Consider the following 19567-nt stretch of genomic DNA (forward strand, 5'->3'; position numbering starts at 1 on the left):
CCTCGAAACCTATCCGTCCCGCCATTCACTATTCACCATTCACCGTCCACGATCCCTTAGCCGCCATATTTCTCCAGAAACGCCTCCGCCGACAATTCCCGAAAATCGTCGAGCGCGGCGCGCAGCCTTGCATGGTCCCAGTCCCACCAGGCGAGCGCCTGGTAGCGCTCCGCGGTGCGGCGGTCGAAGCGTTCGCGGATCGGCTTGGCCGGTACGCCGGCGACGACGGTGTAGGGCGCGACGTCCTTCGACACCACCGCGCCGGCGCCGACTGCTGCACCATCGCCGACGGTGACGCCGGGCAGGATGGTCGAGCCGTGGCCAAGCCAGGTGTCGTGGCCGATAGAGACGCGTTTGGCGCGGCGCTGGGCAAAGAATTCGCTCTCGTGCTCGGCGTCGTCCCAGTAGTCCGAGGCGCGATAGGTGAAGTGGTGCAGCGTCGGCCGCCAGGTCGGGTGGTTGGTGGCGTTGATGCGCACGCTGGCGGCGATGTTGGCGAATTTGCCGATCGTCACGCACCAGACGCCGCAGTCCTGCATCATGTAGGAATAGTCGCCGAGCGTGCTTTCGGAAACCCGGCAGCGCTCGGCGATCTCGGTCCAGCGGCCAAGCGTTGAGTTCTCTACTTCCGCCGTCTCGTGGATCACCGGCGCCTCCGACAGTTTCCTGGTCATGCGGCAATTTTTCCGGCGGCGAAGGCGGTCACGTCGATGATGCGGTCGGCCACCGCCTCGCGCACGTCGTGGTCGTGGAAGATGCCGAGCAAAGCGACGCCCGCCGCCTTCTTGGCGGCGATCAGGGAAATCACCACATCGCGGTTCCTGGCGTCGAGCGAAGCGGTCGGCTCGTCGAGCAGCAGGATCGGGTGCTCGGTGATGAAGCCGCGCGCGATGTTGACGCGCTGCTGTTCACCGCCGGAGAACGTCGCCGGCGGCAGCGCCCAGAGCTTTTCCGGCAGGTTGAGCTGCGCCAGCAAGGCACGTGCCTTGCCGTGCGCGACCTCGCGCTCCTCGCCGCGCTCGACCAGCGGTTCGGCCACGACATCGAGCGCAGAGACACGCGGCACGGTGCGCAGGAACTGGCTGACATAGCCGATGGTAAGCCGGCGCACGGCAAGCACGGTGCGCGGGCTGGCCGAGGCGAGATCGATGAGCCCGCCCTCGTGCTGGACGATGATCTGGCCTTCATCGGCGGCATAATTTCCGTAGAGCATTTTCAGGATCGAGCTCTTGCCGGCGCCGGACGGGCCGCCGAGCACGGCGCATTCGCCGGCCCTGATCGCGAACGAGACACCGGCGACCACCGGCAGTTTGATGCCGTCGCGCAGATGCATGGTGAAGCTCTTCGCGACATCGGAGACAACGAGCGGGGTTGCCATCAGAGGGTTCTCCCGTTCGGCGCTTCGCCGGCCCGCAATGTCTTCGCCTGAGCACCCCCCTCTGGCCTGCCGGCGATCTCCCCCTCAAGGGGGGAGATCGGCAACTTCGATGTCCCATCCGCTTTGCAGCGTCGATGATTGGCGTAGGCGGTGACGACATCCAATCTCCCCCCTTGAGGGGGAGATGGCCGGCAGGCCAGAGGGGGGTACGCCGGAGCAATCATCGTCACACCTGCAGAATCGAGGAGACAAGCAACTGGGTATAAGGCGCGCGCGGATCGTCGAGGACGCGGTCGGTGAGGCCGCTTTCGACGACGCGGCCGTCCTTCATCACCATCATGCGCTGCGACAACAGCCGCGCCACGGCGAGATCGTGGGTGACGACGATGGCGGCCAGGCCGAGATCGGTGACCAGGCCGCGCAACAGATCGAGCAGGCGCGCCTGCACCGAGACGTCGAGGCCGCCGGTTGGCTCGTCCATGAACACCAGCCGCGGCCCGGTGACGAGGTTGCGGGCGATCTGCAGGCGCTGGCGCATGCCTCCGGAGAAGGCGCGCGGCTCGTCGTCGATGCGGTCTTCGTCGATCTCGACACGAGACAACCAGTCGACCGCCGTTGCGCGGATCCTGCCATAGTGACGGTCGCCGACCGCCATCAGCCGCTCGCCGACATTGGCGCCGGCCGACACCGTCATGCGCAGCCCGTCGGCCGGGTTCTGATGGACAAAACCCCAATCGGTGCGCATCAGGAAGCGGCGCTCGGCCTCGCTCATGCGGTAGAGTTCGCGAAACTGGCCGTCGCGCATCCGGTAGCTGGCGGTGCCGGAGCTGGGCAGCAGTCGAGTTGACAGGCAGTTGAGCAAAGTCGTCTTGCCGGAACCGGATTCGCCGACCACCGCCAGCACTTCGCCCGGCCAGAGGTCAAAAGTGACGTTCTCGCAGCCGACGCGCGAGCCGTAGAATTTGGACAGCGCCGAAACGCGCAGCAGCGGTTCGTCGGTCATTGCGCCGGCTCCGTTTTTCCTGGGGCAAGATGGGTCTCGAGCGCGAGATGGCCGCGGTGGCCGTCAGCGCGCCGCTTCTCGCAATGATCGGTATCGGAGCAGACGAACATGTGGCCGCCATGGTCGTCGAGGATGACCTCGTCGAGATAGACGTTCTCGGCCGCGCACAGCGCGCAGGGCTGGTCGAAGGTCTGCACCTCGAACGGATGGTCCTCGAAATCGAGGCTGACCACATCGGTGAAGGGCGGCAGCGCGTAGATGCGCTTTTCGCGGCCGGCGCCGAACAATTGCAAAGCCGGCGAACGGTGCATCTTCGGATTGTCGAATTTCGGCGTCGGCGAGGGATCCATCACATAGCGGCCCTCAACCTTGACCGGGTAGGCGTAGGTGGTGGCGATGCGGCCGTGCCTGGCGATGTCCTCGTAGAGCTTCACATGCATAAGGCCGTATTCCTCCAGCGCATGCATTTTGCGCGTCTCCGTTTCCCGCGGCTCGAGGAAGCGCAGCGGCTCGGGGATGGGCACCTGGTAGACCAGCACCTGACCGGTACTCAGCGGATATTCAGGGATTCGGTGGCGCGTCTGGATGATGGTCGCCTTCGCCGTCTCGGTGGTGACCGCGACATTGGCGACCTTCTTGAAGAAGGCGCGGATCGAGACGGCATTGGTGGTGCCGTCGGCGCCCTGGTCAATGACCTTGAGCACATCGTCCGGGCCAATGATCGAAGCGGTGACCTGGACGCCGCCGGTGCCCCAACCATAGGGCATCGGCATTTCGCGCGAGGCGAACGGCACCTGATAGCCAGGAATGGCGATGCCCTTGAGGATCGCCCGACGGATCATCCGCTTGGTCTGTTCGTCAAGATAGGCGAAGTTGTAGGTGGCGATGTCCGCTGGTTGTGCACTCATTCCGCTGCCTGCCTTTTCTCTTCGCCCTTGCCGGCATTTTCGCGGGCGTCGTGCTCGGTGCGCATGCGGCGCACGAGGTCGAGCTCGGCCTGGAAGTCGACATAATGCGGCAGCTTCAGATGCTCGACGAAGCCGGTCGCCTGGACATTGTCGGAATGCGAGATGACGAACTCCTCGTCCTGCGCGGCGGCGATGACATCCTCACCCAACTCCGAGGCGCGCAGCGCGCGGTCGCATAGTGCCATGGCCATCGCCTTGCGCTCGCTCTGGCCGAAGACGAGGCCGTAGCCGCGGGTGAATTGCGGCGGCGCCTTGGCCGAGCCCTTGAACTGGTTGACCATCTGGCATTCGGTGACGCGGATGCTGCCGAGCGGCACGGCAAAGGGCAGTTCCGGCACGTCCAGTTCCAGTTCGACCTCGCCGATGCGAACCTCGCCGACGAAGGGATGGTTGCGCGCGTAGCCGCGCTGGGTGGAATAGCCGAGCGCCAGCAGAAACCCCTCGTCGCCGCGCGACAGCGCCTGCAGGCGGATGTCACGCGCCATCGGGAATTCGAGCGGCTCACGGGTGATGTCGCCGGGGACATGATCGCCGGGCATGTCGCCGTCGGGCTCGATCAGGCCTTCGCGGGCGAGGATGGCCGAGACGCGCGGCATCGCCTCCGCTTCGCCTGCACGCTGTTCCGGCTCGGCGACATCGCCGCCGGCAGCAAGTTCGGGATCGAGCAGCCGGTGGGTGTAGTCGAAAGTCGGGCCGAGCAGCTGGCCGCCGGGCAGATCCTTGTAGGTCGCCGACACCCGCCGCTCGACCAGCATCGTGCCGGTGTCGATCGCCCTGGTGTAGCCGAAACGCGGCAGCGTGGTGCGATAGGCGCGAACCAGGAAGATCGCCTCGATCATGTCGCCGCGCGCCTGGACGATCGCCAATGCCGCCAGTTCCCTGTCGTAGAGCGAACCTTCGCTCATCACCCGGTCGACGCCGAGCGCCAGCTGCTCGACGATCTGGTCTAGACGAAGTGCGGGCACCGAACGGTCGCCGCGCCGGCGGTCGGCGAGCAGTTTGTGAGCATTGCGAATGGCCGTCTCGCCACCCTTTACCGCAACATACATGCTACGCCTCCATCATCTTGATGCGCGTCGTGCGCGGCAGGCAGGCAATTGCGTCGAACGTGGCGAGGATGATATCGACGCCACGCGGAAAACGCTGGTTGTTCTGCTTCCATTGCTCGACGAAATGGCGCGGCATTTGCGCCGGCGCGATCGTCGCCGTCTTCTCGATGCCCGGGCCTTCGAGCAGCAGCGCAGCGCCGGAGACGAGATCGCCGACCTCGAGGATCAGCGTCGTGGAGCGATCGGGATAATCCTGGGTGCCTTGCGAAAACCCGTCGAGCGCCATCATCTCGGCCGGCGTGGCGATCAGCGCGAAATGCGCGTCGGCCGGGGTGTTGGCCAGCGGCGCGCCGGTATGGAAGCCAAGCCAGGATTTCACCGCCGCCGACCCCTGCAAAGCCGGGTCGAGCCAGAGCGGCGTGTCGTTGTCGCACAGCGCCAGCGCAACGGCGCCGGCGGTGGCCGATAGCGGCACCGGGGGGTGGGCGAGGGCCGGCAGCGGCTGCACGCTGCCTGGCCGCGCCATCGCGTCCATCACGGCACGGAATACGGTCTGGGCATTGAATACCGGATCGGCGAAGCCGCCTTCAATGGATTGAGTGGCGATATCCATCAGTCTTCTCCGCGCACCATGGTGAAGAAATCGACCTTGGTCGCCGCCGTCTCGGCGCGGCGCTGTTCACGCGCCTTGGCCAGTGCCGCCTGCAAGGGCGCAACGATCCTGATCTCGACCTCATTGCGGTGGGCAGGGTCCTGCCACAGCGCATCGGCGATTGCAGCCAGCCTTGCCTTCTGCTTGTCGCGGCCGAGCGCGTAGCAGTGGCCGACATGGCCGGACGCAAGCCGCACCGTGGCACGGGTGACCGTCGCCTCGCCGACATTGAAGGGCGCGCCGCCGCCGCCGATGCGGCCGCGTACCGTAACCAGGCCGGTTTCGGGGCCACGCAGAAGTTCCGCTTCGCAAGGCAGGCCGGCTTCGTCCCAGAGGCGGACGATGTCGTCGCCGGCCGATTGCGCCAGCGTCGCCATCACGGCCTTGCGCTCGGCCTGCTCTCGCGCTTCCCGTCCTCGCATGGCGGTGCTCCTCGTCTGCGTTCATTTTGTCTATTGATATAGACAACTATACAAATTATATCCATTATCTAGCGCGTGTCCATGACGGGCACGTGACACGGGCCAAAAGATCGGCGCATGGAATTGGGGCGGGAGATGATCGGACAAGCCAACAGCATCGAGCGGCGCAGCGGTGTCGCGCTGTGGCGGCAGATCGCCGACCAGATCCTGCATTCGATCGCCGCCGGCGATTTTCCCGAGAATGCCGCGCTGCCGCCGGAGATCGCGTTGGCCGGACGCTATGGCGTCAACCGCCACACGGTGCGCAGCGCTATCGCAGCGCTGGTGCAGGAGGGTGTGCTCAGGGCGGAGCAGGGGCGCGGCACCTTCGTGCTGTCGCGCAAGCGGCTGTCTTATCCGATCGGCGCCCGCACCCGCTTTTCCGAGGGATTGCAAGGACAGGCGTCCGAGCGGCATATCACCTTGCTCGCGTCATCGATCGAGCCGGCCAACCGTCGTGTCGCAGAGGGCTTAGGCCTTGCGACGGGGGCCGATGTGATACGCCTGGAAACGCGCGGCGAAGCCGATGGAATGCCGGTGTCTCGCGCGGCCGGCTGGTTCGATGCCAGGCGCTTTGCCGGCATCGATGCCGCCATGGCGGAAACCGGTTCGATCACCGCATCGCTGGCACGTTTCGGCATCGACGACTATCTCAGGCAATCGACCGTGCTGTCGGCGCGCCATGCCGATGCCGCCGACCTTGCGGACCTCGAGCTGCAGCCCGGCGCCATCGTGCTGGTGACGGTCGCCGTCAACGTCACGCCCGACGGTCAGCCGATACAGTTTTCGGAGTCGCGCTTCCCGGCCGAGCGGATCGAGCTCAAATTGTCGGCCCTCTGAGATGCGGCAGCCCTGGCATCATCCGACTTGAATGACGGCCTTGATCAGGCCGGACTTCTCATGCGCCCAGCGGGCGAGGTCGTGCGGCGTCTCGCCAAGCGTGGTGCGGTGGGTGACCAGCTTTGTCAGCGGCAGCGCGCCGTTGCGGATCGAGGCGGCGACATGGTCGAAATCGGCACGCAGGGCGTTGCGGCTGCCGATCAGCATCATCTCGCGCTTGTGGAATTCGGGATCGGAAAAGGCGATGTCGTCCTTGACGACGCTAACCAGGACCAGCGCCCCGCCGTGCGCGACATGGGCGAAGGCCGACTGCACCGACCGGGTGTTGCCGGTGGCATCGAAAACCACGTCGAAGCCGTCGCCGCCGGTTGCTTCCCGCACCAGGTCGGCAGCAGCGCCCCGCGAGCCGTCGAGCGTCGCGAAGCCGAGTTCGCTTTCGGCAAAGCCAAGCCGTTCAGCGCTCATGTCGAGCAGCGTCACATCGAGCCCGGCGATGCGGGCGAACAGCGCCGTGCCGAGCCCGATCGGGCCGGCGCCGATGACCAGCGTGCGCGCACCTGGATCAGCCAGCGAGCGCCGCACGGCATGGGCGCCGATCGCCAGGAATTCGACGGCGGCAGCATCGGCCAGCGACAAGCCGTTTGCCGGATAAAGATTTTGCGCCGGCACCAGGATCTGCTCGCACATGGCGCCGTCGCGGTGGACGCCGAGCACCTCGATCATGACACAGCAATTCGGCTTGCCTTGCCGGCAGGCGATGCATTTGCCGCAGGCGAGATAGGGATTGACGATCACCGCTTCGCCGACGGCGAGATCGACGTCTTCGCCAACCTCGATCACGGTGCCGGAAACCTCGTGGCCCATGATGCGGGGATAGGCGAGGAACGGGTGCTTGCCTTCGAAGATGTGATAGTCGGTGCCGCAGATGCCGACATGGCTGACGGCGACCAGCGCCCAGCCGGCGGGGGGCGCGCCAGGCGCCGGACGATCTTCGAGGACAAGTTCGCCGGGCGAGCGGCAGACGACGGCTTTCATGCTTCAATCCAGTCGGTTCATGGCACCGCCGGCCCTGCTGTCGCGAGGCCGGCGGTTGTTGGGAGGCGGTCTATTTGCCGCGGCGGCGCAGCCCGTCGAAATAGACGATGACGATGATCAGCACGCCGGTGATGATGCGCTGCCAGAAGGCGTTGACGTTGAGCAGATTGGCGCCGTTGTTGATGGTGGCAAGGATGAAGGCGCCGAGCAGCGGCCCGTGCACTGAGCCGACAGCGCCGAACAGCGAGGTGCCGCCGATCACCGAGGAGGCGATCGCCTGCAATTCCCAGCCCTCGGCCTGCGTCGGATTGCCGATGCCGATGCGCGAGGCAAGCAGCACGCCGACGAAGGCCGCACACAGGCCCGACAGCGTGTAGGCCATGTAGATGGTGCGCTGGACGTTGACGCCTGACAGGCGCGACGCCTCGGCGTTGGAGCCGACCGAGAACAGATAGCGGCCCCACCGGCTGTGGTGCAGGAAGATGTAGGCTGGGATGCCGACCAGGATCACCATCCAGAACAGATTGGGGACGCCGGCGAAGGAACTGCGCGAGAACGTCTGGAAGGCGTCGTTGTTGATCGAGATCGAGTTGCCATTGGTCATCAACAGACCGATGCCGCGCAGCGAGGTCAGCGTTGCCAGGGTGATGATGAAGGGCGGCAGGCCCATCTTGACGATGCCGAACCCATGGAACATGCCGATGGCGACGCCGACCAGCAAGGTGATCAGGATGGCGAGGAAAACCGGTGTGCCGGCGTTGATCAGCATCGCGACGATGACGGTGGCGAAGCCGACCACGGCGCCGACGGAAAGGTCGATGCCGCCGGTGATGATGACGAAGGTCTGGCCGACCGCCAGGATGGCGATCATCGACCCTTGCCGCAACAGGTTGGAGATGTTGTTGGCGGAGGCGAAGCTCGGCGTCGCCACCGACAGGATGATCCATAAAAGAACCAGCAGCGCCAGCAGTGTCAGCCCGAACAGGGCGTTGTAGTTGCGTTTCGGCCTTTCGGCAGCGATCGCCTCGGTGCTCATATCCGTCCTCCCGGTTTTTCTTGTTTCTCGGCCAGCGCCTGGGTGAGGATCTCCTCGTGGTCAGCGGTACGAAAGCCGTGCGTGGCCACCAGCTTGCCGCGCCGGAACACGTGCAGCGTGTCCGCGAGTTCATAGACCTCGGGCAGGTAGGACGAGATCAGGATGATGCCGGCTCCCTTGGACAACAGCGCGCCGAACAGGCGGTAGATCTCGGCCTTGGTGCCGACGTCGACGCCGACAGTCGGCTCGTCGAAGATGAATAGCTTGGCGCCATGGGCGAGCCATTTGCCGATGACGATCTTCTGCTGGTTGCCGCCGGACAGGCTGGAGGCCAGCGCGCCGCGCGTCGGCGTCTTGATGCGCAGATCGGCGATCTGGCGATCGGCTTGCGCCTTTTCCTGCGCGCGGGAGATCAGCAGATTGCTCGAGATGCGCTTGTAGATCGGCAGATTGAGGTTGAGTCCGACCGGCAGGTTGAGGCAGAGGCCCTGGTCGCGGCGGCTTTCCGGGGCCAGCGCCATGCCGAGCCTGATCGCGTCATGTTCGGAATTGACCTTGACCTCCTTGCCCTCCCAGAGGATCTGGCCGGCCGATTTGCGGTGCCGGCCATAGAGCGTGGTGACGAACTCGCTGCGCCCGGCGCCGATCAGGCCGTAGAGGCCGACGATCTCGCCGGCGCGGACGGACATCGAGACATTTTCGAAACCCTTGCCGGACAGGTTCCTGGTTTCGACGATGGTCGCGCCGGGGGTGAAATGCTCCTTGTGGTAGACCTGCTCGATCGAGCGGTTGATCATCATCTTGACCAGCTCGGCGTCATTGGTCTCGGCAATGTTCCTGGTGCCGACCAGCGTGCCGTCGCGCAGCACCGAGACGCGGTCGGCGAGCTCGAACACTTCTTCCATGCGATGGCTGATGTAGATGATGGTGACGCCTTCGCCCTTCAGCCGGCGGATCAGCGTGAACAGCTGGTCGGCCTCCTTGCGGGTAAGATAGGCGGTCGGCTCGTCGAAGATCAGGAATTTGGTGCCGCGCACCGTGGCGCGGGCGGCGGCGATCAACTGCTGCTGGCCGATGGTCAGGTCACCCAGCATGACATGCGCCGGCAGGTCGAAGCCGAGATCGTCGATGATCTTCTGCGCCTGCCTGACCATCGCCCGCTGCTGCAGGATGCCGAAGCGGGAATCCTCCTCGCCGAGGAACATGTTGGCGGCGACGGTGAGATGGCGGCACAGGACGACTTCCTGATGCACGGCATTGATGCCGAGCGCCATCGCCTCATGCGGCGTTGCCAATGCGGCAGGCTTGCCCTCCCAGATGACGTCGCCGGAGGTGCGCGGCATGACGCCGGTCAGAAGCTTGATCAGGGTGGATTTGCCGGCGCCGTTCTCGCCAACGATGGCGTGGATCTCGCCGGCCTTGAAGGCGAGATCGACCGGCTTCAGCGCGTGGGTGCCGGGATAGCGCTTTTCCAGCCCGCGGAGTTCGAGGATGGTCCTGCCCGGTTCCAGCGTTGGGGCCGGATGGAGTTCCTGCGCCGTCGACATCATGACAATCCTCCCAGATTGGCCCCCAAAGATTGGCCTCGCGATTGGCACGAGTGGGATGTTTCCGGGGCGAAAAAGGCCCCGGAAACAGTTCACTTGCGGCTATGCTCAGTCGAGCTTCGGGTTGAGCAGCGCGTCGATCTTCGGATCCTTCATGTTGGCCTTGGTGACCAAATTGGCGCCGGTATCGACATTGGCCTCGACCTTCTCGCTCTTCGAGGCGGCGAGCGCCGTCTTGATGCCGTCATAGCCCATCCGGTACGGATCCTGAACGACGAGAGCCGAAATGACGCCGTCGTTGAGGAACTTGATCAGCTTCTCGTCGCTGTCGAAACCGACCAGCCCGACCTTGCCGGCAAGACTGTTCTCGGCGATCGCCTGACCGACGCCCTGCGCCATGATCAGGTTGGAGGCGAAGATGCCCTTGAGGTTGGGGTTGGCGGTGATCAGGTCGGTGGCGATGTTGAGGCCGGTGGTGGCCTGGCCGTCGGCGTATTTGTCGGCGACCAGCTTGAGGCCCGGATATTTGGCAGCGAGCTGTTCCTTAAAACCCTGGGCGCGCTGTTCGAGCGAGCCGGCGCCCGGAAGCGCGGTGATCAGGGCGACGTCGCCCTCGACCTTGCCGCCATTGGCTTCGCCGATGGCTGCGGCAAGGCCGTCAGCGGCAACGCGGCCGCCCTGGATGTTGTCGGTGGTCAGGAACGAGGTGAAGGCCTTGGAGTCGGCGCCGGAGTCGATACCGATGATCTTGACCTTGGTGGCGGCCTCGTCGATCGGCTTGCCGAGCGCCTTGGCTTCGGTCGGCGCAATGACGACGGCCGCCGGGTTGCCGGCGACGGCATTTTCAAGGATCGAGATCTGGCCGTTGACGTCGGTCTCGGCCTGGGCGCCGAGCTCCGGCACGTTGACGCCGAGATCCTTGCCGGCCTTGCGGGCGCCGGCCAGAACGATCTGCCAGTAGAAGGACGTGGTGTCCTTGACGATGATCGGGATGGTCACGTCGGCCGCGGATGCCGGCGCCGAATGCATCACGCCGGCAAGCATCGAGGCGGCTGCAAGTGCCACGAAGGCGCGGCGATTGAGAATGCTGGTCACGAATTTCATTAGGAGTCCTCCCTAAGTCGCCCGGTGAATGTTACGGAAGCTCCATTCGGATGGCGCGGCCCAAACGGAACTTTATCAATAAAAAACATTTACCGCATTTTGATAGTGCATCACCTCGGTCGGCGCAAGCGATGTTTGATGGCCGCTCGAATGGCTGGGCGGGAAAGCTTGCTCCCTCGGAACTCCGCTGCCAATCTCCTCCAATATGTCGCATGGAATATTAATTCCATCATCCAGTCAATATGGAATGTTCATTCTTTTTCGGGAGCGTTGGAACTGTGACGCCTGGCCATCACGTCCGGTGTTCGCGACTATTGCGCATGTCCGGCTTAGAGCGTCGCTCCGAGATGCCAAGGCACGAACTCGTTGTCGCCGTAGCCGAACTCTTCGCTCTTGGTCTTGCGGCCCGAAGCCGTCTCGACGATCAGTTCGAAGATCTCGCGGCCCATGCCGGCGATGGTCTTTTCGCCCGAGGCGATGACGCCGCAATTCACGTCCATGTCCTCTTCCATCGTGTGATACATGGTCGAGTTGCTGGCGACCTTGATCGACGGCGTCGGCCGGCAGCCGAAGCAGGAGCCGCGGCCTGTGGTGAAGACGATGACGTTGGCGCCGCCCGCCACCTGGCCGGTGGCCGAGACCGGGTCGTAGCCGGGCGTGTCCATGAACACCAGCCCGTGCCCGGTGACCTTTTCGGCATAGCCGAAGACGCCGTTGAGCGGCGTCTGGCCGCCCTTGGCGACCGCGCCGAGCGACTTTTCCAGGATGGTGGTCAGGCCGCCGCGCTTGTTGCCGGGCGAGGGGTTGTTGTCGATGGAAGCGCCATGCTTGGCGACATGGTCTTCCCACCATTTCACGTAACCGTCGAGCTTGGTGGCGATCTCGGGGGTGGCGGCGCGATAGGCAAGCAGGTGCTCGGCGCCGTAGATCTCCGTCGTCTCGGAGAGAATGCCGACACCGCCGACGCCGGCCAAAATGTCGACCGCGGCACCCAGCGCCGGATTGGCGGTGATGCCGGACATGCCGTCGGAGCCGCCGCATTGCAGGCCGACGACGATCTCGCTGACCGGGATCGGCTCACGCTGAAGCTTGCCGACCTCCTCGGCGATCTCGGCCAGCACGACCAACGCCTTCTCGACCGATTTGCGCGAGCCGCCGGCTTCCTGGATGTTGAAATGACGTTTTCCCGCGGCAACGCCCTTCTGGCCGTAGAGGGTGAGCTGGTTGACCTCGCAGCCGAGCCCGACCATCAGCACACCACCAAAATTCGGATGACGGGCGTAGCCGGCCAGCGTGCGATGCAGCACCATCATGCCGTCGCCGGTGGCGCTCATGCCGCAGCCCTGGCCGTGGACGATCGGGACGAAGCCGTCGATGCCGGGATATTGCGGCAGAAGCGTGCGGTTCGCCGCGTCAGCGATGGCGTGGCAGACGGTGGCCGAGCAATTGACGCTGGCGAGAATGCCGATGAAGTTGCGCGTGCCGGCGCGGCCGTCGGCGCGGCGGTAGCCCATGAAGGTGCGGGCGCGGTCGGCCTCAGTCGCATGCACTGCCTCGCTCGGCGGCACCACCGGCAAACGCCCGCTTTCGAAGACCAGATTGTGCGAATGGACATGCTCGCCGGGCGCGATGTCTTGCGTGGCGCGGCCGATCGCCTGGGCGTATTTGACCACGGCCTCGCCGGCCGCAATCGGCTTGATCGCCACTTTGTGGCCCGGCTCGATCACTGCGGCGGCGACGGCGCCGCCCGGCAGCACGGTGCCGATCTCGATGCGGCCATTGGCGACCGCGACATTGTCGGCGGGAGACAGAAGAATGCTGTTTGCGGCGTTCACGGGAGCTTCCTGGGTGTGTTCCTGGGTGCGCGAGCGGATTGACACGCGTCTCTTAACATATAATGTCTTTTATCGTGAAAAAACATTTTTGCGTCAATTGTTTTTTCGTCAGAGCGCGACGCGTCTTTTGGATGCGAGAAGTAGGCTCTACAACCAAAACTAGCGTTGCGCATGATGTTTTCCGAAAAGGTACCGGTTTCATGCGCGAGAAACGCTTCACACTGGCCGCAAACGCAGATGCGCCACGGGGCAGGGGATGTCGAAGAGCAACAACGTTTACAAGGACGCCTATAATCGCGGTCTGAGGCTGCTCGACGAAACCAGGAGCCTGCCTTCGGAGCCGGAGCTGGGTACGCTGCTCGGCGTCAGCCGCACGACGGTCCGCACTATCCTTGCGCGCATGGAAGAAACCGGGCTGATCGACTGGAACAAGCGCAGCAAGACGGTCCTGCGCGAACCGCGACCGGACGATTTCTTCCCCGAGGAAGAAACCGACACGCTGGCCGAGATCATCGAGCGCTCCTTCATGCGGCGGCTGCTTGCCAGCGGTGCCGAAGCCGGCATGCAGATCAACGAGCTCGAACTGGCGCGCGAGATCGGCGTCGGCACCACCAGCGTGCGCGAATTCCTGATCCGCTTCTCGCGCTTTGGGCTGATCGAGAAGCGCCGCAACAGCCACTGGGTGCTGAAAGGCTTTACCCGCGCCTTCGCGCTGGAGCTGACCGAAATCCGCGAGATGTTCGAACTGCGCTCGGCCGCAGCCTTTGCCGCTCTGCCCGAGGACAGCCCGGTGTGGGCCGACCTCGACCGCCTGGAAGACGAGCATCACCGGCTGGAGCGCGAGATCGCCGTGCGCTTCAACGAATTCTCCGAGCTTGACGAGCGCTTTCACCGGCTGATCCACCGGGCGTCGCACAACCGCTTCATCGTCGATTTCTACGACGTCATCGCCATGATCTTCCACTACCACTACCAGTGGAACAAGGCGCAGGAGCGCGAGCGCAACGAAGTCGCGGTCCAGGAGCATCTCGCCTATATCGCCGCGCTCAAATCGCGCGATCTCGCCAAGGTCGACGCCGCCTGCCGCAAGCACCTGAAATCGGCCCGCCAAACGCTGCTGACGTCCATTCCCGAGGGCAGGCAGCCGCAACGCGCGTGATTGTGTTGCGTTGCCGCAGCAACGTTTTGGCGATTTTCCGGCCGCCGGCTCCGTGCTAGAGAGCTGACGTTGCTGCGCGAAGAGGCTGGTTCTTGACCATACGCCGGAGACGATGGAGCATGCCGGTCGCGTTCGCCGCGGCCTGGCTTGTCATGCTCCAGTCGATGTTCGGCGCGTTTGCGTCCGGCGTCGCGCCGAAAGCCTCGCAATTCGATGCTTTCGGCAATACGATCTGCACCCATGACGGTGCGGCGCAACTCCCCGCCGGCGATCCGCATCAGCAGCACATGCCGGCTTGCTGCATGCTTGGCTGCAATCTCGTTTCGGCGGTCTACGCGCCGCTGGATGCAGCCGGGAGCCTGGCTCGCAGCCTTTCCGTCGAAACCATCGCCTTTTTCCTGCCGGCCTTCCGGCATCGCGATTTCGCCCGCGCCCGCACTCCGTCCAATCCGCGTGCACCACCGGCGACGGCCTGATCCGTTCTGGTTCGCGCCGCGCAACGCTTTGCCGGCGCGTTTATCGACATCGTTCGCGACCGGCCATCGGCGCGATCCCCCTTAAAGTCCACGGAGCAATCATGTCTCACTCTTTTCGCGCTGCCGCATCCAGCCGCAGGCGCTTCGCACTGGGTCGTTTCGAGCAGCGTCTCGGCATCGCCCTTTGCGTTCTTGCCCTCCTGTTCGCCAGCGCCCAGACGGTGTTGGCACACGAGTTCAAGCTTGGCGATCTCGAGATCGGGCACCCCTGGTCGCGCGCCACGCCAGCCGGCGCCAAGGTGGCCGGCGGCTACTTCACCATCACCAACACCGGCAGTGCGGCGGATCGCCTGCTGTCGATCACCTCCGACATTTCGGCCAAGGCCGAACTGCACGAGATGGGCGTCAGCAATGGCGTGATGACGATGCGGCCGGTCACCGGCGGCCTCGAAATCCCGGCTGGCGGCAAGGTCGCATTGGCGCCCAACGGCTATCATTTGATGTTCATGGATTTGAAGCGGCAGCCCAAGGAGGGCGAAACGTTCTCCGCCACGCTGACCTTCGAGAAAGCCGGGCCTGTGCAGATTGAATTCGCCGTGCAAGGCATCGGCAGCGCGGCGCCCCAGGACGACGACTGACTTGGCCGCTTCGAGAGGTAGCATCATGAAGAAATCTCTTTTGCCCGGCTGCGTGCTTCTTGTCCTCGGGACCAGCGCGGCCTTTGCCCACATCACGCTCGAAACGCCGGAGGCGGCGGTGGGCTCGACCTACAAGGCGGTTCTTCGGGTGCCGCATGGCTGCGAGGGCAAAGCGACGACCGCCGTGCGCGTGCAGATCCCGGAAGGGGTGCTTTCGGTCAAACCGATGCCGAAGCCGGGTTGGACGCTGCAGGTCAAGAACGGCAAATACGAGAAGTCCTACCAGCTCTACGGCCAGGCGGTGACCAGCGGCGTCAAGGAGATCGACTGGAGCGCCGGCAGCCTGCCGGACGAATTCTACGACGAATTCGTCTTTCGCGCGACACTGGCGTCCGACCTGCCGGCAGGCCAGATGCTGCATTTCCCGGTGGTGCAGGAATGTGACGGCGTTGCCGATCGCTGGATCGAGATTCCGGCGGCCGGGCAGGCTGAGGATGCGCTGGAATTTCCGGCGCCCGGCCTCAAGCTGCTGCCGAAGAAGTGAGCTCCGGCGGCGCGCTTTGGCGGATGGGCGCGCCGCTGCTCTTGGCGGTGAGATGAGCGCGACATCCTTCCTGCGGCAAGCTTGCATGGCCGGCAACTATTCTGGCCGGCTTGTGGCTGGCTTGCTGGCCGCCATCGTGCTGCTCGCCGTAATTGCCATGCCTGATCCCGCCTTCGCCCATGCAGCGCTGATCAAGGCCGAGCCGGCTGATGGTGCGGTGCTGGCGCAGAGCCCGTCGCAGCTATCGCTGACCTTCAGCGAGCCGGTTTCGCCGCTGGTGCTGACGCTGGTGCGGCCCGACGGGACGTCGATCCCGCTGAGCTCTTTCCGGCTCAGCGGCCAGACCGTCGAGATCGACAATCCGCAGGCGCTGACGTCGGGCACGCATGTGCTGAGCTGGCGGGTGATTTCCGCCGACGGCCATCCGGTCGGCGGCTCGGTGCTGTTCTCGGTCGGTGCACCGAGTGCTGCGCCGGCCCCTTCCGAAGCTGTCGACCGGGAGCTTCGAACGGCGATCTGGATCGGCAAGGTTTTTCTATACATCGGCCTGTTTTTCGGCGTCGGCGGTGCCTTTGCGCAGGCCTGGCTGGCGCAAGGCGGTCGATCCGGCCGGAACATGATCGTCGCCGCGATCCTGTGCGGGTTGGCCGCCGCACTGTTGTCGCTCGGTTTCCAGGGGCTGGATGCACTCGGTGCGCCGCTTGTCCGGCTGGCGCAGCCGGTCATCTGGCAGACCGGGCTTGGCACCAGCTTCGGCTGGACGGTGCTGATCGCGCTGATGGCGCTCGGCCTTGGCCTGCTATCGCTGGTCGTGCCGCCCGCCGACGCAAAGCCGCTGGCCTTGGCCGGACTGGTTGGCGTTGGCGCAGCACTTGCCGCCAGCGGGCATGCCAGTGCCGCCGAGCCGCAATGGCTGACCCGGCCGATGGTGTTTCTGCACGCCACTGGTATCGCGATTTGGTCCGGGGCGCTGGCGCCGCTCGGTCTTGCCTTGAAACGGCAGCCGGACAAAACCGGGCCGTTGCTGCGCCGGTTTTCGCGAGCGATCCTGTTCGTCGTGGCCGTACTTACGGTAGCCGGCATCGTGCTCGCCGTCATCCAGGTGCGAACGCCGTCGGCGCTGGTCCATACGGCTTATGGCCGGCTGCTGCTGCTCAAGCTGGCGCTGCTCGTCTTTCTGTTCACGCTCGCCGCCGTCAATCGCTTCAAGCTTACGGCCCCGGCTGAGGCGGGCGAAACGGAAGTCCAGCGGCGGCTGGCCCGCTCGATCGCCATCGAGCTGCTGATTGTGCTGGCGATCTTCGGCGTTGCCGCCGGCTGGCGCTTCACGCCGCCGCCGCGGGCGCTGGCGATCGCCGCGGCACAGCCGGCATCGGTGCATATCCACACGCTGCAAGCGATGGCCGACCTCAGCATTGTGCCCGGCCATGCCGGGCCTGTTGCCGCTTCGATCTTCATCATGACCGGCGATTTCGGCCCGCTCGACGCCAAGCAGGTAACACTGGTGCTATCAAAGCCCGATTCCGGCATTGAACCCATCAAGCGCCCGGCGACGAATCCCGGCGACGGCACCTGGCGCGTCGACGATCTCGTCATTCCGGTCGCCGGCCGGTGGACGGCGCGGCTCGATATCCTGGTCTCGGATTTCGAGATGGTGAAGATAGAGGCGCCGATCGACATCAGGCCGGAGTGACGTGCTGATATTCAGGTGATGCCGACCTGCAAATGGCGGTATCCTGCGCTTCCAGTGATCACGTACTTAAGTACGCTCCGCTCCGGTTCTCGGAAACCACCTGTTTGGTCGCTTACGCGCCCGTCTTCGACCCCGGCTCGGCCTGACCTGCATCTCAACACGCCCCGGCTGCAAGACAATTCGGCGAGGCGGTTGACGCGGCCGCGAACCCCCGTCAATCATCGCCATCAAGAATGGGCATCCAACCCAATCGCGGGCTCAAACCAACAAGATCCGAAAGCAGGGAAGAAACAATGGAAAAAGCCGAAATCGGCCTGATCGGCCTTGGCACGATGGGCTCCAACCTGGCGCTCAATATCGCCGAGAAGGGGCACCGCATCGCCGTCTTCAACCGCACCGCGGCGCGCACCGATGCCTTTGTCGAAAATGCCGGCGCGCTTCGGGATAGGGTGGTGCCCTGCTATAGCCTGGAGGAACTGGCCGCCGCGATCCGGCCGCCGCGGCCGATCATCATCATGGTGCTGGCCGGCAAGCCGGTCGACGAGCAGATCGCGGCATTGCGCGGCGTGCTGTCGGCCAACGACATCGTCATCGACGCCGGCAATGCCAATTTCCGCGATACGATGCGGCGCTTCTCCGAACTTACCGATTCGGGCCTGACCTTCATCGGCATGGGCGTGTCCGGCGGCGAGGAGGGCGCACGTCACGGTCCCTCTATCATGGTCGGCGGCACCGAAGAGTCCTGGAAGCGCGTCGAAAAGGTGCTGACCGCGATCTCGGCCAAGTTCAAGGGCGAGCCTTGCGCTGCGTGGCTTGGCACCGACGGCGCCGGCCATTTCGTCAAGACCATCCACAACGGCATCGAATATGCCGACATGCAGATGATCGCCGAGATCTACGGCATATTGCGCGACGGGCTCGGCATGGGGCCGAAAGAGATCGCTGAGGTGTTTTCCCAGTGGAACACGGGCAGGCTCAATTCGTACCTGATCGAGATCACCGCCAAGGTGCTGGCCGCCGACGATCCCAAGACCGGCAAACCGGTGGTCGACATCATCCTCGACCGCGCCGGCCAGAAAGGCACCGGCAAATGGTCGGTGATCGAGGCGCAGCAGCTAGGCATCCCGGCCACCGCGATCGAGGCGGCTGTGGCGGCACGCGTACTGTCGTCGATCAAGAACGAGCGGCTTGCCGCCGAAAAGGTCTATGCCGGCGGCGTGAGCAAGATTTCCGGAGACAGGGACGCCCTGCTCGCCGATCTCGAGCTGGCACTGTTTGCCGGCAAGATCGCCGCCTACGCGCAAGGCTTCGCGGTGATGAGCGGCGCGTCGAAGGAATTCAACTGGAACCTGCCGATGCCGGTCATCGCCAAGATCTGGCGGGCCGGCTGCATCATCCGCTCGCAATTGCTGGATACGATGGCGGAGGCCTTCGGCGCCGGCGGCGGGGCCACCAACCTGTTGATGGCGCCGGCTTTCGTCTCGTTGATGCAGGAGGCACATCCGTCGCTTCGCCGTGTCGTCGCAAGGGCGGCCGAAGCCGGCTCGCCGGTGCCGGCCCTGTCATCTGCACTTGCCTATTTCGACAGTTACCGGCAGGGCCGCGGCACTTCGAACCTGATCCAGGCGCAACGCGATTTCTTCGGCGCGCACGGCTTCGAGCGCATCGATGGGCAGGGTGCTTTCCATGGCCCGTGGGGAAGCGGCGCGGCGGGTTAGCGCCGCGACTTGGACCTAGAGTCCAATTTTGCGGTTGTCAGAAGGCAGATATCTCCAGCCACCAACTGGGTGTCGGTTCGCGCCAGGAACCTGCTATGCCGGTAGAGACGATTGACGGTCTCATCGGTATCGGCGGAGCCGCGAATCTGTGGTAAGCCGCCGCTCAACCAACCAAAGGACGACACCTGTGAGCGAACCGACCGTGGCCCAGGCGACCGAAAGTATCTATGCCTCGCTGCGGGCGGATAATGCCGACATCGACGCACATATCGCGACGCTTAAAGCGGCGCTGACACGAGAAGGGATAAAACAGGCGGTGTTCGATCCGACCAAGTTGGCGCAGAACAACCGCTCGGGGCGCAAGTTGATGCAGGCCTATTTTCGCCAGCGCGGCGTGAGCGTGAGGTTTTCGGACTAGTAGAGCCGCGCGC

The 19567-nt window shown here is 64.6% G+C and carries 20 protein-coding genes; 8 read left to right on the plus strand and 12 right to left on the minus strand.

The window, feature by feature from the left end:
- Nucleotides 1–56 precede the first annotated feature (56 nt).
- From NKI18_RS02515 to phnG, 7 genes are all read right to left on the minus strand, one after another.
- On the minus strand, nt 57–674 hold the full coding sequence (locus tag NKI18_RS02515; protein WP_352616582.1) for a DapH/DapD/GlmU-related protein: 618 nt from the start codon (nt 672–674) through the stop codon (nt 57–59).
- The gene (gene phnL, locus NKI18_RS02520; RefSeq protein WP_352539450.1) at nt 671–1378 is read right to left on the minus strand and encodes a phosphonate C-P lyase system protein PhnL; all 708 of its coding nucleotides are present in this window, start codon (nt 1376–1378) and stop codon (nt 671–673) included. The genes NKI18_RS02515 and phnL overlap by 4 nt, the downstream gene beginning before the upstream one ends.
- A 226-nt stretch (nt 1379–1604) precedes the next feature.
- Entirely contained in the window at nt 1605–2381 is a 777-nt protein-coding gene (gene phnK, locus NKI18_RS02525; RefSeq protein WP_140536281.1) for a phosphonate C-P lyase system protein PhnK, read from the minus strand.
- Complete coding sequence (locus tag NKI18_RS02530; protein ID WP_353018770.1) at nt 2378–3289, minus strand: alpha-D-ribose 1-methylphosphonate 5-phosphate C-P-lyase PhnJ; 912 nt, start codon at nt 3287–3289, stop codon at nt 2378–2380. Before NKI18_RS02530 ends, phnK begins: the two co-directional genes overlap by 4 nt.
- The gene (locus tag NKI18_RS02535; protein WP_352698451.1) at nt 3286–4398 is read right to left on the minus strand and encodes a carbon-phosphorus lyase complex subunit; all 1113 of its coding nucleotides are present in this window, start codon (nt 4396–4398) and stop codon (nt 3286–3288) included. Before NKI18_RS02535 ends, NKI18_RS02530 begins: the two co-directional genes overlap by 4 nt.
- Before the next feature lies 1 nt (nt 4399).
- Nucleotides 4400–5011 (minus strand): phosphonate C-P lyase system protein PhnH, encoded by a 612-nt coding sequence (gene phnH / locus NKI18_RS02540; protein ID WP_352616572.1) that lies wholly within the window; start codon nt 5009–5011, stop codon nt 4400–4402.
- Entirely contained in the window at nt 5011–5472 is a 462-nt protein-coding gene (gene phnG / locus NKI18_RS02545; protein WP_023675204.1) for a phosphonate C-P lyase system protein PhnG, read from the minus strand. The genes phnH and phnG overlap by 1 nt, the downstream gene beginning before the upstream one ends.
- Before the next feature lie 135 nt (nt 5473–5607).
- On the opposite strand from phnG, the gene phnF reads away from it, so the two are divergent.
- Nucleotides 5608–6351, plus strand: coding sequence for a phosphonate metabolism transcriptional regulator PhnF (phnF, locus tag NKI18_RS02550; protein ID WP_352448378.1), 744 nt, complete (start codon nt 5608–5610; stop codon nt 6349–6351).
- Nucleotides 6352–6369: 18 nt separating this feature from the next.
- Here phnF and NKI18_RS02555 read toward each other — a convergent pair whose 3' ends face one another.
- The 5 genes from NKI18_RS02555 to NKI18_RS02575 all read right to left on the minus strand — a co-directional run bounded on the left by NKI18_RS02555 (nt 6370) and on the right by NKI18_RS02575 (nt 12908).
- A complete protein-coding gene (locus tag NKI18_RS02555; protein WP_352616569.1) occupies nt 6370–7386 on the minus strand; it encodes a zinc-binding alcohol dehydrogenase family protein in 1017 nt (338 codons plus the stop codon).
- Between the two features lie 70 nt (nt 7387–7456).
- On the minus strand, nt 7457–8422 hold the full coding sequence (locus tag NKI18_RS02560) for an ABC transporter permease (RefSeq protein WP_352448376.1): 966 nt from the start codon (nt 8420–8422) through the stop codon (nt 7457–7459).
- Nucleotides 8419–9972, minus strand: coding sequence for a sugar ABC transporter ATP-binding protein (locus tag NKI18_RS02565; protein ID WP_352456805.1), 1554 nt, complete (start codon nt 9970–9972; stop codon nt 8419–8421). Before NKI18_RS02565 ends, NKI18_RS02560 begins: the two co-directional genes overlap by 4 nt.
- Before the next feature lie 105 nt (nt 9973–10077).
- Nucleotides 10078–11073 carry an ABC transporter substrate-binding protein gene (locus tag NKI18_RS02570; protein ID WP_352616566.1) on the minus strand — a complete coding sequence of 332 codons (996 nt, stop codon included), beginning with the start codon at nt 11071–11073 and terminating at the stop codon, nt 10078–10080.
- 329 nt (nt 11074–11402) lie between these two features.
- Nucleotides 11403–12908: a UxaA family hydrolase gene (locus NKI18_RS02575; RefSeq protein WP_352616564.1), complete on the minus strand. Its 1506-nt coding sequence runs from the start codon at nt 12906–12908 to the stop codon at nt 11403–11405.
- A 256-nt stretch (nt 12909–13164) separates the two neighbouring features.
- On the opposite strand from NKI18_RS02575, the gene NKI18_RS02580 reads away from it, so the two are divergent.
- From NKI18_RS02580 to NKI18_RS02610, 7 genes are all read left to right on the plus strand, one after another.
- Complete coding sequence (locus tag NKI18_RS02580; protein ID WP_352456803.1) at nt 13165–14067, plus strand: GntR family transcriptional regulator; 903 nt, start codon at nt 13165–13167, stop codon at nt 14065–14067.
- Nucleotides 14068–14186: 119 nt separating this feature from the next.
- Nucleotides 14187–14543: a DUF2946 family protein gene (locus NKI18_RS02585; RefSeq protein WP_352616562.1), complete on the plus strand. Its 357-nt coding sequence runs from the start codon at nt 14187–14189 to the stop codon at nt 14541–14543.
- A gap of 101 nt (nt 14544–14644) precedes the next feature.
- Entirely contained in the window at nt 14645–15181 is a 537-nt protein-coding gene (locus NKI18_RS02590) for a copper chaperone PCu(A)C (protein WP_352616560.1), read from the plus strand.
- 25 nt (nt 15182–15206) lie between these two features.
- A complete protein-coding gene (locus NKI18_RS02595) occupies nt 15207–15725 on the plus strand; it encodes a YcnI family copper-binding membrane protein (protein WP_352616558.1) in 519 nt (172 codons plus the stop codon).
- A 52-nt stretch (nt 15726–15777) separates the two neighbouring features.
- Nucleotides 15778–17418: a copper resistance CopC/CopD family protein gene (locus tag NKI18_RS02600; protein ID WP_352616555.1), complete on the plus strand. Its 1641-nt coding sequence runs from the start codon at nt 15778–15780 to the stop codon at nt 17416–17418.
- A gap of 293 nt (nt 17419–17711) precedes the next feature.
- Nucleotides 17712–19136 (plus strand): NADP-dependent phosphogluconate dehydrogenase, encoded by a 1425-nt coding sequence (gene gnd, locus NKI18_RS02605; protein WP_352616553.1) that lies wholly within the window; start codon nt 17712–17714, stop codon nt 19134–19136.
- Between the two features lie 187 nt (nt 19137–19323).
- Nucleotides 19324–19554, plus strand: a complete 231-nt coding sequence (locus tag NKI18_RS02610; protein ID WP_095488311.1) for a hypothetical protein — start codon at nt 19324–19326, stop codon at nt 19552–19554.
- The last annotated feature ends 13 nt before the right edge of the window (nt 19555–19567 follow it).

The sequence above is a fragment of the Mesorhizobium sp. M0800 genome, from assembly GCF_040320095.1.
Lineage (GTDB): Bacteria > Pseudomonadota > Alphaproteobacteria > Rhizobiales > Rhizobiaceae > Mesorhizobium.